Raw genomic sequence first — 13,625 nt, 5'->3', positions numbered from 1 at the left:
TCCCGAAAGCTTTAGATTTTTTTTAATATGTTTACTTTTTCAGCAGGTCTTCTGACTTATCTCTCCCTCGCAACGCCTTCCCACGCTGGGCGCAGTGGCATAGTGTGCGGATTCTCAGAGAATTACAGCAGCGGGTACTGTCGCCGATTTGCACAGCGTTCCCTTATGACTAAACCTCTTTTTAGTACTGAAATCTGCTACAAAGGTAACAGTTAAAGCAATAAGTTGTTCTTGTTTTAACAAGAATTTTTGGAGAACTTTTCTTTCTTCCTGATACAGAAAGTTTTCCAAAACGGGAAACTTTCGGGCATGAAATTTAAATGAAGTTTGCTAAAGAATCAGCCAGATAGCTATGATATGCCCTATGCTTCCGCCCAGACAAAACAGGTGGAAAACAGCATGTGTATAAGGTTTTCGCAACGAATAAAATACGGCTCCCATGATGTAGGAAGCCCCTCCTCCGATAAGCCACCAGAAGGCGGGAGAAGCTCCGATGGCGGAGAGGCAGTCCATCAAAGGTTTCAGGGCTACCAGGATGGCAGAACCCATTCCGACGAAGCAGACTGTTTCAAGATTACTGTGTTCTTTCAGCTTTTTGAAGGCCAGTATGAAGCCTACGATGGCCGACAGCCATACGAAAGCGAATATTCCCCAGCCCCAGCCACCGGCATGGCGCAATACCAATAAGGTAAACGGGGTATAAGTGCCTGCTATGTGCAGGTAGATGGCGCCGTGGTCGAATTTGCGGAGAAGTTCTTTACGGCTGCCGGGTCTTGAACCGTGATACCAGGTAGAACTGATATAGGATGCCAGCATTCCCGCCAGGTAGACCAGCACACAACCTGCCGCCCAATGGGGATGTGGGTTGGCAAGTGCTTTTTCCAACAGAAAATATCCTGCGGTGATACCTAACAGAATACCTGCACCATGACTCAGGGTGTTGGATAATTCTTCGCCGTGTGAATATCGCTTGTTCTCCATTCGTGTGTATATAGGTGATGTGGTAGCAATTTAATAAGATGACCGCAGATTTGAGAGTTTCGACACACCCTCTTAAAATCTGCGGTCATCCTTTCCTTTTTAGAAGTATCTTGTATCAGGCAGCAGATTTATACCAGATGTCCGATCCATTCTTCGCGGTCGCCCGGCAACAAGTCGATTACCGGTACTTCCACCATGGTGTAGCATCCCGGTTGCTGCTTCATCGAAGCGCGTGCCACGCATACCAGTACCTGTGCGGTCAGTGCGGGATTGTTGATGCGCATGTTGAATTCGAACAACTGATTCTGGGTTTTTCCCGATACACCTTTGCGGGTCAGGTTTACACCGTGTCCCATGTCCAAGAGTGCATCCACGCTCGGCACTTGCTTTACGTGGGTTTCGTCGTTCACGAAATAAGCGTCCGATTTGATTGCGGCTGCCACGTCTTCAAATTTATATCCGTCTTTCAGTTCGATGTATACCATGCGGCGGTGGATTCCCGTTCCTGTGGGGATGGTCATTGACAAAGCCGCTTTCACTCCGTCGATTGCTTTCACGGCTACCGTGTGGCCCATGCTCATACCCGGACCGAAGTTGGTGTAAGTGATGCCTTTCGGAGCAATAGCCTCGAGCATGGTGCGTACGATGGAGTCGCTTCCCGGATCCCATCCGGCCGAGATGATCGATACCGCCCCGTGTTCTTTGGCACAAGCACCCAGTTCACGGCGGAGATCTACGATTCCGGTGTGGATATCGAAACTGTCCACTGTATTGATTCCCATTGCGAGGATTTCTTTTGCGTATTTCTCAACGCTGCGGGTCGGAGTACAAAGAATAGCCACGTCTACTCCCTGAAGTTCCTTTATATCTTTAACTACTGCGTAATCATTCAGTTCAGCCGGTTTGTTCTCTGCTCCTGCACGACGAACCACACCTGCTATCTCAAAATCGGGAGCCGCTTGGAGGGCTTCCAGCACATAACGACCAATATTGCCATAACCTACGATGGCTGCTCTTACTTTTTTCATCTTTTTATTGGTTTTGTTTAACACATTTCTTTATTTCGGTTGCAAAATTAGTCATTTTCTTTGTTTTTGAGTCTCTTAGGGGTGTTAAAGTTAGTTTTTGTTATTCAAGGTTCGTGAAGCACAATATTTATTATCTTTGCGTTCTGATTATAACCATTATGATAGAATACATCAAAGGCGAGATTGCCGAACTGAGTCCGGCAACCGCAGTTATCGATTGTAACGGATTGGGATATGCCGTTAATATATCACTCAACACTTATTCTGCCATTCAGGGTAAGAGCAGTTGTAAACTCTATATCTACGAAGCCATCCGCGAAGATGCTTACGTTTTATATGGCTTTGTCGACAAGCAGGAACGGGAACTTTTCCTGCTGCTGATTTCCGTTTCGGGCATTGGAGGAAACACGGCCCGCATGATTCTTTCCGCTCTTTCACCGGCCGAACTGGTGAATGTGATCAGTACCGAAAATGCCAATATGCTGAAGACGGTGAAGGGTATCGGACTGAAAACAGCGCAAAGGGTCATTGTCGATTTGAAAGATAAAATTAAAACAGGTGCCATGGCTGCTGCCACCGGAGGAGTGACCGGTACATTGCTTCCGGCCATGAATGCTGAAGTGCAGGAAGAAGCCGTTGCCGCCTTGACGATGCTGGGCTTTGCCGCAGCGCCTTCTCAGAAAGTGGTGCTTGCCATTCTGAAGGAAGAGCCCGATGCTCCGGTGGAGCAAGTGATAAAGCTGGCCTTAAAGAGACTCTGAGAACAGTTCGGCAGTATAAGGAGGCTTATAAGATTTTCTGATACATCCTCAAATCCAGTTTTTTGCCGAACTTTTCCGCTACCTGCCGGATGTTTGCGCAACACTCGAAGCCACATCTCTCAAACAGGCGTATGCTGGCTTCGTTTTCTCCCGAAACCAGTGCCATTATATTGCTGAAGCCTTCTTGCCGGATGATATCTTCCAGTCGGAGTATGGTTTGTTTTCCATACCCCTGACCTGTGAACTCCGGCTTCAGGTAGAGGGTCAGTTCTACCGAAATGCGGAAGGCTTCTCGGGGCTTGAAACGTGCGAAGTAGCAGAATCCGCAGGGAGTTCCTTCGGGAGTTTCAATGATGAACGACCGGTAGACGGGATCGCCTACGGGGATGTAGTTTTTCAGTTCGTCGATGGAGGCGCAGTGTACAAAGTACACCACTGTCGTGTGGAGGGTGTAATAATCGTAGATGTCTTTTACAAAAGGCAAGTCGTTTTCCGTGAGCGTTCTGAGCGTAATATCCATTGCCGTAAAGTTCATTAATTGCCGCAAATGTAGCTAATCTTATCAGAAAAGAAGTACATTTGTTTCCGTAAATCAACACTCCAATTCATGAAATTGCAAAAAATATATCGTCAACAGTGGATGGAAGCCCATCCACGCATGCAATCGGCAGATACCGATCAGTGGTACGTGGATTTTGCCAACAGGCTGTTGCCCGTATTTGAGAAGTCGGAGCTTACCGGACAGATGATTCATAAGAACCGGGCTGTTCTCTATTTCACTTGGTATCTGGAAGATTGTGTGAATAATTCCGGTAGCTGGAATACATTCATCCGGTTGCATAAACAGTTGTATGGACGTTTCCTGCCTTTTTACACACTGACAGAGTCGTATGCCGATGATGAAATAAATCCCGAGGATGTATCTTTTCTGCTGTGGACGCTTCTTTCTCCCGTTACGGATAGTTCTCCGTCTCCTTGGAATCCGTTTGACAGTTCTCTGCTTCAGCTCGCATCCGATGTATATGCGGTGCTCGATGCCCATTTTGAACAGGCTCCCCTTACCGGTGATGAATCCACGGAGTGGTTTCCGGATGTCCGTGCCTTGTTACCCCCTCCGGGTCCTGTTTTGGATGTCTTGCCGGAAATGAATCTCCCCCGTGATGTAGCGAACTTCCTGAGTGCTTCCGGAGGAAAACAGATTGTATATTTAAAAGACTATGTTGATTTGCGTCGCTTCTGTGTCGATGCGTTGAAGTGGGCCGATGAAGACGATTCGTTAATGCCCGAGTTGGGCGATGAAGAAGATTTTGTGTTTTTTGCCAATCCGAAAGGTGTCTTGCTGGCTCCCAATATTGCCGCTTGTTTCCGCGACGAACGAAATCCGGAATATAATCCGGAGATTGCCGAACAAGAAGGGGCCGAATTGTTTTATATTCCGGGGCTTTGTCCCATCGACTTGTTGCACTATGCCATGCAGCACGGCTTATTGCCGGAGGTTGCTTTTCCTTTCGGGGATGGCAGGAGGCTGTTGCACGAGAACTGGGATTTCATAGCCCGCAGGTATTTAGGTAAATATTATAATGAAGATTTTTATGAAGAAGAGCGGAAATAGCAGTGACCGTCCGGGTAGCGGACGTCCCAAAGCTTCGGGAGGCAAGAAACCTACCGGTAAGCGGATCGGAAAGTCGAAACCCTCAAAAGCCAATAACCAGCTGAACCGTAGGGTGAAATAAGTTGTTATCTGTTATAAACAGGTTTTATTATGAAATGGGAAAGTAGTTTGATGGAACATCTCCAATGGTCGGACACGATAACCAACCGAGAGAGTAAAGAGAGGTTGGCCCGTATGATTGCCATGCGCGTACAAGAAGGCGAGGTCATTGGGGCTGGCTCCGGATCGACCGTATATCTGGCATTGCTCGCTATTGCCGAAAGGATACGTACGGAGAATCTGCACGTCACCGTGATTCCTGCTTCGATGGAGATATCGATGGAATGTGTCCGCTTGGGCATTCCGCAGACTACTTTATGGATGTGCCGTCCCGACTGGACCTTCGATGGAGCAGATGAAGTAGATCCCGACCGCAATCTGATCAAGGGAAGAGGCGGAGCGCTGTTCAAGGAGAAGCTGCTGATAAGCAGCAGCAACCGTACTTTCATTTTGGTGGACGAAAGCAAACAGGTTTCTTTTCTGGGAAGCCGTTTTCCTGTCCCCGTCGAAGTCTTTCCGATGGCTTTGCCCTACGTAGAGAGGGAAATCCGGGCAATGGGTGCTTCACGTACCCAACTGAGGCCGGCTAAAGGTAAAGATGGTCCTGTGATCACCGAAAGTGGAAACTTGATTCTCGATGCCTGGTTCAGCAATATTCATTCGTCTCTTGAAAAAGAAATCAAGTCGGTGACGGGTGTTATAGAAAACGGACTGTTTATGGGATATGATGTCGAGGTGATGGTAGCAAAATAAGATCGGAAACGGTTGATAGTACGAAAACTGAAGAGGATGTATCAAAACCCACCACAGAGTGACACAGAGGTGAGTTTAAGTTGTTGATTATTAATAAAAAGACTCTGTGATACTCTGTGCTACTCCGTGGTGAAAAGAGTTATGACACATCCCTTTTAGCTTTCGTTGCCTACAAGTTCATCGCATTTCCTCCAAGGACTCCCAGTATGGCAGATGCCACTGCGATCATTACTTTTAAAATTGTGTTCCAGTTTGATTTCTTCATTTTTTTACACCTCCTTTCATGTGATTCTGATTTATGCCGTCGGGTCATCCACAATGTCTCCGTCACCGTCTTTTCCCGTTTCCTTTCCTTCCAGTGCCGCTTTGATGTCGATAAACTCGATTCTGTCACCGGCCCGGGTCGATGTCAGGTTCGGACGTACGCTCGACGACGGACGAAAGTTTATTTTCACCGCCATTATGTTTTTGGCCGTACAGTCTTTTTCCGCATCCACCCCTTTGGTGCGTGCCGAAAGGCTGAATACTCCGAAATCTCGGATATTGACCGACTGCCCGTTGTAGAGTGAGGTACGCATCGCCTCTACAAAATTGGTGAGTACACTTTTGATATCTCCCAATGATAACGAACTTTTCTCCTTCATTTCGTACGCAATGCTTTCCAGGCTTGCGCTTTGACCTAAAGTGACCAGTTGCGGATAAAATTTCTCTATAGCATCCGCTTTTCGCGGATCCTTTCTCGCGATTTTTTTGTATGGAACTGCCATTGTCCGATAATTTTTTATGGTTAATAATTAAGAATGCATCCGGAAGGTCGGACGAGCTCTTTCCCTTTCTTCCGGTATGTCAAAGATACCGCTTTCTAACCCCTGTTTTGTGCTTGTTGACGTGGGTTGAGGCGGTATGGATAAAAGATTGAAAATCAATGAATGTTTTGTGAAATAGTATGACTTCTGCTATGATATGTCGTTTGTTTTTGTTATCTTTATGCTATTGTAAAGTTCCGATTATTTATTAATTTAAAATTGAAAAACATGAAAGATTTAGAAGATGACGAGAGAGAGTTTCCTATCCGTGTATATACAAAAGTCGAGTTGGCTCTGCTTTATGCACCCCATTTGTCTGAAAATGCCGCCCTCAATAATCTCAGCCGTTGGATGCGGCACAACAAACTCCTGATGGCTGCACTCGAGGAGGTGGGATACTATAAATACCGCCATTCATTTACGCCCAAGGAAGTTCGTCTGATCTTTCGATATATGGGAGAACCGGGAGCATAAAATTAGAGAGAAGAGGCTGTGTCAAAACTCACCACAGAGGACACAGAGTAACACAGAGGCGATTTTAAGTTATTGATTATTAATAAAAGACTCTGTGATACTTCGTGTTACTCCGTGGTGAAAAGAGTTATGACACATCTCCTTTACTTCTTGTACCGCACAGAAAAAAGATTGTCACCCTGAAAGAAGATACTTTCAGGGCTCTTTCGGTTATGGCAGCAAAGCAGGGTACGAACCTGAAACGGTTGATAGAGTCCATGCTCGACAAGGCAGCGGATGAATACGATGGGAACGAATCCTACCGCTACCTGTCTGAAAATTACCCTGATGGAAAGGTAATGCTGGGAAAGGAAGAACATAAAGAGTTTATAGACTGGTTGGGAGTGGTTGAGAAATGAGAGTTGAATTTTCAAAGGAGTTTGAAAAGGCAGCCCGTAAACTATCCGGCAAAATGCTTGAATCTGTACGTATAGCAGTACAGGTGCTGATTTCGAATAGGATAAACTACCGGCCATAATTGATAGTTTAAATGAAGAGAGGCGCGACTCGTGAAGAACCGTGCCCCTCGTGGTTAAAGTGGGCGCAACTCTACCGACAAACCCATAGCGGCCGCAATGCGGTAAAGCGTAGAAACGGTAGGAGTAATCAATCCCCTTTCTATTTTTGAGATGTAAGATTTGTCCGCACCAATTCTGTTGGCAAGCTCTTCCTGTGTCAAACGTGCATTTTTGCGGGCATCCAGCAATATCTGCCCGTTATATTCTTCCCATGCCTTTTCAATAGACGCTTCGCGTTCAGGAGTTCCCTCCTTGCCAAGTTCTTCGTCCAGCCACGCATCTACATCGTAGATGTCTTTACTTATTTCCTTTAGCTTCATAATATTCTTTTTTTAAGTTTATAGCTTTCTTTATTTCGTTATCAGGGGTTTTCTGCGTCTTCTTCCTAAAACAATTGAACAATACCACTACGTTCTCACCGTCGTAGATAAAAAAGATGCGTAATTCATTGTTCCCACAGGCCACACGAAATTCATATACTCCATCACGAATGAATTTAATGTAATGGCTCGGTATCTTGTCTTCTGCCTTAAAAAGAGATAGAGCGCGTTGTATCTTCTTCCGTTCAAGCTCAGAGAGTTTATCCATAAACTCTGCAAAGTAATTCTTGTACGTTATTATTTTCTTCATGACGCAAAGATAATAAAGGTTGTATTAAGATGCAACTTTATTAGGACTTTTTTGGTAAGTTACAATACTCTTCACCATACGCATTTAAATAACATAAGGAAGTATCCCATTCCGCTTGTCAATAAAACGCCAATATATGTCCTGCCCCGTAAGAATATATGTAATCGAAATAACATATATTGTTACGGGGCATTTCTCTTCTATCTCCTTCTTTCCGATACTTTTAAAACGGTAACTCTTCCATCTCCTTTCCCTTCTCCCTTTTCCTGAAGTTTTCGCTCACCTCCTGTTGGCTGAGTTCCACTACGGCATACTCCGTAATGCCATGGACGTTTACACGCTTGCCGAAGGCATCCCTTTCCAGAATCTGTACCAACACTTGTTGCGTTTGCGCGTTGGCTTGTGTCCGTCCGTATACAGATAGAGTAGCCAGTATTGCGGCGGCGGGTTTCCATTTCACCTCAAAGTCCTTTTCTCCTGCCGGACGGAAGTAAACATACAGGTTCTCTTCCAGTGGGTCTTTCATGCGGTGGCGTTCGTTTCGGGTGTTGATGTCGTCTATCTCGTTTCCTTCAAACCAATAGCGGAAACCGTCTTCTATCAGTTGCACCGCCTGTGCGTATACCCCTGTGTGGTCTACCGGAGTGCGGTAGTCGATGGCTTTTACGGGAATGACCAGGAAGCGCCGGTTTCCCCCGTAATCCCTGAGGAACTGCATGTTGTTGGTGCTGCCAATGAACGATGCCCTCCGGGGATAAAGCTGCGCCTGAGTGTCGTATACTTTCCGGATGGTGACGTTCTCCTGTCCGATGATCCGTTTGAGTTCGGCGATGTCTCCTGTCTTCACACCTTCAAACTCCTCCATGTTGATCAGCAGCCGGGTGGATAGCAGCAAGAGGTCGTCCTTGTTTGCCGGGTCTATCATTCCGTTGCGGTAATATTCTCCGAGTTCCGGGGGCAGCAGGTGCCGTATCCAGGTGCTTTTTCCTTTTCCCTGTGCCCCGTGCAGCACCAGGGCTTGCTGGTTGGCTTTACCCGGTTGGAGTGCCGAGGCCACCATGGCTACGATCCAGCGCCGGAATCCTTCCCTCCAGAATTCCTGATCCTCCGCTTGTATGGTGTCCGCCAGTTTCCCGATGTGGTCGGTTGTCCTGTCCCACCGCACGTTTCCTCCGAAGTAGTCGGTAAAGGGATTGAACTCCGGTGTATAGTCCGAGTCGATGACCGACTTCAGGCTGTTGAGCGGATAGGCGATGCCCTGTCTGCTGATGTTCAGGAAGATGGAGTTGAGATCCTTGTTCCGCATGGCGTAGAATGATTTTCCCTCCTTCGTTTTGGACAAGTCGCACATCTCCAGTCGGTCGAGTACCGTGTTTCGCCTGAAAGCATAATTCTTGTTCAGATAGTCTATCACCTGTTCCACGGGCGGTATCTTTTTTTTCTCCTCTGCCCGTTCCGTTCTGTCCGTATATGTGTAGGCGTTCGCGATGGGGGTGTCTGTATCCATCTGTCCGTCCTCCCCTAATTTCACTGCTGCCAGACGCTTGACTTCCGTCTCTTCAAGTCCCTTTCGGAAACATTTGTTTCCCAGGGTGAAGAGGAACGAATTGCGGTTTCCCTCTGTGTATTTCATCAGCCTGCGGGTAGAGCTGAGGCATTTGTTGAATTCCATGCACGTGTAGGCGCTGACTTCCCCTGTTGGGTCCGTTGCGGGCTCTTCCTTCTGCCTTCCCCTCCGTGCAGGTTCGGGGGCTTCGATGGTGAATGTCCGTTGCGGGATGTGTGCCACCCGCCGGGGAGAGTAAAACGCCCTCGGGTCATACGAAGCGAAGACACCTCTCGACAAGTCCTTTCCGCTGGTGTCCACTTCCGTCTCCAGAAGTTTTTCGTAGTGTTTACGGGCCAGTTCGTACATTCCCGCGTGATACTGCTCCAACCGGCTGTAAGTGATTGCCGGTGTCCGGAAGAACGCGTTTCGCCACCCTTCCGCTTCGAGGCTTACCGGATAGGCGAGCACCTTGAATCCGTGTTGCTTGGCGGTGAGGAAACAGGCGAGTGTCGCTTCGTCTGTTTCTATCAGGGCCCGTATCCGGTCCAGCTCCTTTTCGGGCAGATGGTCCAGGTCGATGGTGATGATGTCATTGTATGCGGCGATACTATGCGCCAGCCTGCATTCGTGGTAGTTTGCCGTGACGGTGAAGTAGTCCAGCTGCCGTTTTACGTTCTCCGCTTCCTTGGTTTTCCCTTCACTGATAAGCCTTCCTATTTTCTCAATCAGGGCGGCATAGCGACTGCTGCGTACCTTTTCGATTAATTCATTCAGGGAGCATCTCCCTTTTACTTTGCTGAAGCCCCTGTAAGTAGTAATACTAATGTTTTCCATTTTTCTGTTTTCTTTAAGCTCGACGTAAGTGTCTGCGGCTGTAAAATTAGGGATGATTTTATAAACCTTGTTAGACGTTTTCTTTGAAGAATGTCTTTATTTCGTCTAAGATGTTTGTTTCCAGATCTTTATCCGTTCCCTTTTTCTCCTCTTTCAAAAATTTTAGTGTGTTAAATATTTCTGTTTCAATGGATTGTACTGACATTTCCTTTGTGGGGTTTTGTTTCTGTCCGAAGTATAGCATACGGTACATGATATGTGCCAATTCACGGATTCCTTTGCGCTTTTTCGTTCCTTTTTGCTGGTAATTCAACCATAAGAAAAAGAGGATAACCAGCTCTCTGTGAGTAGTTATGTCGAGTTTTTCCGGTTTCTTTTCCAGTGTTTCTAAAATTCTCTTACTCTCGTCAGTTTTTCCGTTTGTAATTACTACATAAGGAATGTCTTCTATGTTGAGAATCATTCCTTCATTCGGTTTTTTTTGCTCATTTTGTCTAATATGATTTATTATTACGAAGGCAAAATTAACTGTTTTTAGTATATAATCCGTTATATACGCGTATATTGTTTACTTTTAATTGATGTTTCACCCCGTCCTGAAAATAGGTTAAGTATACCTGACCTGTTTCCATGACAGGGTAAAATCAGTTTAAAAAGAGAGTATTATGCGTGTACGCGTGTGCGCGATTATATAAAGGGCGTCGGTGAATAGGGGGATTTTAGTGTAAATAGAAAAGAGTATGTTTCAAAAAACGTTCGTTCAATGGAACAAAGGTAAACAGCATTTTTATTATAGCAAAATATTTTTATAAATAAATTTATTTGTTCCTTTTTGAATGCTTTTATTTGTTTGTAAATCAATTAATTATTAGAATTTTTAAATTAGCTTTTCTCTTTTTGAATTTTTCTTTTTGGAGATTTTAAAATTCTGTCAAAAATGGTGTTTAAACAAACGAACGTTTTTTGAAACATCAATGACTTCTAATTCATTCGTTCATAGAGCTTTATCTCTGAAATCCTTCCGTTTCCTGGAAATGGTCAATTTCAGGGTACTTACATAACATTTCATCGTTCTCCTGCTGTGATAGGGGAGAGTCTTGAGATCACATGAATGCAAGTAATACTGATATTCGCATTACATCATCTGACCGGGAGGTACTTTCGTACTCCGGTGTCCCCAAAGAATACCCTTTAGTGAAGGAATCCGACAACATCCATTGGTATGCTGTGCGAGTCACCTACAGCCGCGAACTTTCTTTGAAAACGTACCTTGACAGCGAATCCATCGAGAATTTCATCCCGATGCGCTACGAGTATATCGTGAAGAACGAACGCCGAGTACGTAAACTGGTTCCCGCTGTTCATAATCTGGTATTCGTCCGTTCGTGCCGTGAACGTATCGACCGTATCAAAGAAGAGATGGGTGTATCCCTTCCGATCCGTTATATCATGGATCGGGAAAGTCGCCAGCCGATTGTTGTTCCGGACTCCCAGATGCGCAGCTTCATGGCGGTTGCCGGCAGTTACGAGCAGCAACTGGTTTACCTGGAGCCTTCCGCTGTAGCCTTCCGTAAAGGACAGCGTGTGCGTGTGACGGGTGGGCTTTTTGCCGGTGTCGAAGGTGAGTTCATCCGTGTGAAAAACGACCGTCGCGTGATGGTTTCCATTCAGGGAGTGATGGCCGTTGCCACCACCTACATCCATCCTTCTCTAATCGAGCCGCTCGATCTTTAAACAGTAAAATAGCAGACAGTAAATCGTAAATAGTAAATATTCCCATGAACTCTTTAGATTCTCAAATTACCGCTTTGTACACCTTGGCGCACGAACTTCTGTATCTGGGTTCCGATGGCAGCCCCATCTACAGCGACCACTTCAGCCGGTTGAACGGTGATGTACTCAGCCGTGCCAACACTTTATATCCCCATCATGGCTCCACCGACGAGGAAGAAGCCCGTTTGTGCCTTTCGCTTCTGATGGGTTATAACGCGACGATCTACAATAACGGTGACAAGGAAGTCCGCATCCAGCAGATCCTGAACCGTTGTTGGGAAGTGCTCGACCGCCTGCCCGCTTCTTTGCTGAAGGTGCAGCTTCTGACTTATTGCTATGGCGAAGTATTTGACGACGACCTCTCCCGTGAGGCACACAGCATCATCGACAGTTGGGGAGGACGTGCCCTTTCCGGCGATGAATGTGAGATTGCCGAACAACTCCGCAGCCTTGAAGAGAATCCTTATCCCAACTGGGAAGTAGAGGAGTGAACTCTTTTCTTTTTCGACACAACACTGTATATAACCTAAATCCCCTTTGTCTTGAATATCCTTTTCATCATATTGGCTTTTGTCATCTCTGCTTCGATTGCCCGGCTTATCATTCCCCGCATCCTGCTTATCTCTTTGCGGAAGAAGCTTTTCGATATGCCGAGTGAGCGCAAGGTTCATAAACGTGCTATTCCCCGTTTGGGCGGTGTCTCTTTCTTTCCCACCATCCTGTTATCCTCTTGCGGTGTGTTCGCACTTCGCATCCTGATGGGTTATGATGTTCCTGTCCTCCGTGCGGTGTACTTGCTGCCCGAGTGCATGTTTCTGGTCTGTGGGATGACTTTGCTTTATCTGACGGGTATCGCCGATGACCTTGTCGGAGTGCGCTACCGTCAGAAATTTGTGATCCAGATCATCTGTGCCTCGTTTTTTCCCCTGGCCGGCCTTTGGATCAATAACTTCTACGGGCTTTTCGGTCTGTATGCCCTTCCTGCCTGGATAGGTATGCCTTTTACGGTTCTTCTGGTTGTCTTTGTCACCAATGCCATCAATCTGATTGACGGTATCGACGGTCTTGCTTCCGGTCTGAGCAGCGTTGCCTTGCTTGTCTTCGGCTTCCTGTTCATGCAGAAAGAACTTTGGACGTACAGCATGCTCGCCTTTGCCACGTTCGGTGTGCTGGTCCCTTTCTTTTACTATAACGTGTTCGGCAGTGCGGAACGTGCCCGTAAGATTTTTATGGGTGATACGGGCAGCCTGACTTTGGGCTATGTGCTCTCTTTCCTTGCCATCAAATACAGCCAGTACAATCCGGATGTCACCCCGTATACCGAAGGTGCTTTCGTGATTGCTTTCAGTACGCTGATTGTCCCAGCATTCGACGTGATCCGTGTGGTGATGGTTCGTGTTCGCAGTGGCAAGAGCCCTTTCGAACCGGACAAGAACCATATTCATCATAAGTTCCTGGCAATGGGTTTCACACCAAGAAAGGCGATGATAACGATCTTGCTGATTTCTTGTGCATTTAGTGCGGTGAATATTCTGTTGGTTCCGGTGGTTGACAACACGGTGATGCTTTTGGCGGATATTGCTGTGTGGGTGGGACTGAATTTATGGTTTGACAGGGTAAGAGATAAAAAACAGAAATAATATGAAAGGCATTGTTTTAGCTGGAGGTTCCGGCACTCGTTTATATCCGATCACTAAAGGAGTAAGTAAACAGTTACTTCCAATTTTTGATAAACCGATGATTTATTATCCTATCTCAGTACTTATGT

At 46.3% G+C, this 13,625-nt stretch carries 19 protein-coding genes and 1 riboswitch; of the genes, 10 read left to right on the top strand and 9 right to left on the bottom strand.

The genetic code is table 11. The features are described from left to right. Positions 1-23 precede the first annotated feature (23 nt). Positions 24-207, bottom strand: a riboswitch (cobalamin riboswitch). Positions 208-330: 123 nt separating this feature from the next. Continuing rightward, positions 331-981 carry a hemolysin III family protein gene (locus ISX59_RS14095; RefSeq protein ID WP_005808222.1) on the bottom strand — a complete coding sequence of 217 codons (651 nt, stop codon included), beginning with the start codon at positions 979-981 and terminating at the stop codon, positions 331-333. A 128-nt stretch (positions 982-1,109) separates the two neighbouring features. Further along, a complete protein-coding gene (locus ISX59_RS14090; protein ID WP_005821599.1) occupies positions 1,110-2,009 on the bottom strand; it encodes a diaminopimelate dehydrogenase in 900 nt (299 codons plus the stop codon). Positions 2,010-2,167: 158 nt separating this feature from the next. Between ISX59_RS14090 and ruvA the strand changes: the two genes are divergently transcribed. Beyond that, a complete protein-coding gene (gene ruvA, locus ISX59_RS14085; RefSeq protein ID WP_032531946.1) occupies positions 2,168-2,770 on the top strand; it encodes a Holliday junction branch migration protein RuvA in 603 nt (200 codons plus the stop codon). 25 nt (positions 2,771-2,795) lie between these two features. Here ruvA and ISX59_RS14080 read toward each other — a convergent pair whose 3' ends face one another. After that, on the bottom strand, positions 2,796-3,305 hold the full coding sequence (locus ISX59_RS14080) for a GNAT family N-acetyltransferase (RefSeq protein WP_032542745.1): 510 nt from the start codon (positions 3,303-3,305) through the stop codon (positions 2,796-2,798). A 72-nt stretch (positions 3,306-3,377) separates the two neighbouring features. Between ISX59_RS14080 and ISX59_RS14075 the strand changes: the two genes are divergently transcribed. Genes ISX59_RS14075 through rpiA form a run of 3 tightly spaced genes read left to right on the top strand, consistent with a single transcriptional unit; the run spans position 3,378 to position 5,234 of the window. Continuing rightward, positions 3,378-4,382 carry a DUF3843 family protein gene (locus ISX59_RS14075; RefSeq protein WP_220576001.1) on the top strand — a complete coding sequence of 335 codons (1,005 nt, stop codon included), beginning with the start codon at positions 3,378-3,380 and terminating at the stop codon, positions 4,380-4,382. After that, positions 4,363-4,503 (top strand): hypothetical protein, encoded by a 141-nt coding sequence (locus tag ISX59_RS14070; RefSeq protein WP_005808208.1) that lies wholly within the window; start codon positions 4,363-4,365, stop codon positions 4,501-4,503. Before ISX59_RS14075 ends, ISX59_RS14070 begins: the two co-directional genes overlap by 20 nt. 29 nt (positions 4,504-4,532) lie before the next feature. Continuing rightward, entirely contained in the window at positions 4,533-5,234 is a 702-nt protein-coding gene (gene rpiA, locus ISX59_RS14065) for a ribose 5-phosphate isomerase A (protein ID WP_005781172.1), read from the top strand. A 169-nt stretch (positions 5,235-5,403) separates the two neighbouring features. Here the strand turns inward: rpiA and ISX59_RS14060 are convergent, their stop codons facing one another. Together ISX59_RS14060 and ISX59_RS14055 are read right to left on the bottom strand one after the other, a co-directional pair. Beyond that, a complete protein-coding gene (locus tag ISX59_RS14060) occupies positions 5,404-5,499 on the bottom strand; it encodes a smalltalk protein (RefSeq protein WP_156127618.1) in 96 nt (31 codons plus the stop codon). Between the two features lie 31 nt (positions 5,500-5,530). Then, complete coding sequence (locus ISX59_RS14055) at positions 5,531-6,001, bottom strand: HU family DNA-binding protein (RefSeq protein ID WP_005781170.1); 471 nt, start codon at positions 5,999-6,001, stop codon at positions 5,531-5,533. A 267-nt stretch (positions 6,002-6,268) separates the two neighbouring features. Here ISX59_RS14055 and ISX59_RS14050 point away from each other — a divergent pair, with 267 nt between their 5' ends. Continuing rightward, positions 6,269-6,514 (top strand): DUF4248 domain-containing protein, encoded by a 246-nt coding sequence (locus tag ISX59_RS14050; protein WP_005790540.1) that lies wholly within the window; start codon positions 6,269-6,271, stop codon positions 6,512-6,514. A gap of 212 nt (positions 6,515-6,726) precedes the next feature. After that, entirely contained in the window at positions 6,727-6,912 is a 186-nt protein-coding gene (locus tag ISX59_RS14045) for a hypothetical protein (RefSeq protein ID WP_234058332.1), read from the top strand. Positions 6,913-7,085: 173 nt separating this feature from the next. Here ISX59_RS14045 and ISX59_RS14040 read toward each other — a convergent pair whose 3' ends face one another. The 4 genes from ISX59_RS14040 to ISX59_RS14025 all read right to left on the bottom strand — a co-directional run bounded on the left by ISX59_RS14040 (position 7,086) and on the right by ISX59_RS14025 (position 10,547). Then, a complete protein-coding gene (locus tag ISX59_RS14040; RefSeq protein WP_005797912.1) occupies positions 7,086-7,391 on the bottom strand; it encodes a helix-turn-helix domain-containing protein in 306 nt (101 codons plus the stop codon). Beyond that, entirely contained in the window at positions 7,369-7,701 is a 333-nt protein-coding gene (locus tag ISX59_RS14035) for a type II toxin-antitoxin system RelE/ParE family toxin (RefSeq protein WP_005797911.1), read from the bottom strand. The genes ISX59_RS14040 and ISX59_RS14035 overlap by 23 nt, the downstream gene beginning before the upstream one ends. A gap of 223 nt (positions 7,702-7,924) precedes the next feature. After that, a complete protein-coding gene (locus ISX59_RS14030) occupies positions 7,925-10,084 on the bottom strand; it encodes a VapE domain-containing protein (protein ID WP_220576000.1) in 2,160 nt (719 codons plus the stop codon). A 70-nt stretch (positions 10,085-10,154) separates the two neighbouring features. Then, positions 10,155-10,547, bottom strand: coding sequence for a hypothetical protein (locus ISX59_RS14025; protein WP_005781156.1), 393 nt, complete (start codon positions 10,545-10,547; stop codon positions 10,155-10,157). 731 nt (positions 10,548-11,278) lie between these two features. Here ISX59_RS14025 and ISX59_RS14020 point away from each other — a divergent pair. The 4 genes from ISX59_RS14020 to ISX59_RS14005 all read left to right on the top strand — a co-directional run. Beyond that, positions 11,279-11,818: a UpxY family transcription antiterminator gene (locus ISX59_RS14020; RefSeq protein WP_005781154.1), complete on the top strand. Its 540-nt coding sequence runs from the start codon at positions 11,279-11,281 to the stop codon at positions 11,816-11,818. Between the two features lie 44 nt (positions 11,819-11,862). Beyond that, on the top strand, positions 11,863-12,348 hold the full coding sequence (locus ISX59_RS14015; RefSeq protein WP_032535434.1) for a UpxZ family transcription anti-terminator antagonist: 486 nt from the start codon (positions 11,863-11,865) through the stop codon (positions 12,346-12,348). A gap of 51 nt (positions 12,349-12,399) precedes the next feature. Continuing rightward, the gene (locus ISX59_RS14010; protein ID WP_188521194.1) at positions 12,400-13,497 is read left to right on the top strand and encodes an MraY family glycosyltransferase; all 1,098 of its coding nucleotides are present in this window, start codon (positions 12,400-12,402) and stop codon (positions 13,495-13,497) included. Between the two features lies 1 nt (position 13,498). Beyond that, positions 13,499-13,625, top strand: a 127-nt coding sequence (locus tag ISX59_RS14005) for a sugar phosphate nucleotidyltransferase (RefSeq protein WP_250727506.1), incomplete at its 3' end; no start/stop codon positions are given.

This window comes from Bacteroides sp. FSHCM14E1 (assembly GCF_019633785.1).
In the GTDB taxonomy this organism is placed as follows: domain Bacteria; phylum Bacteroidota; class Bacteroidia; order Bacteroidales; family Bacteroidaceae; genus Bacteroides; species Bacteroides hominis.
This window is presented reverse-complemented; position numbering and strand designations above follow the sequence as displayed.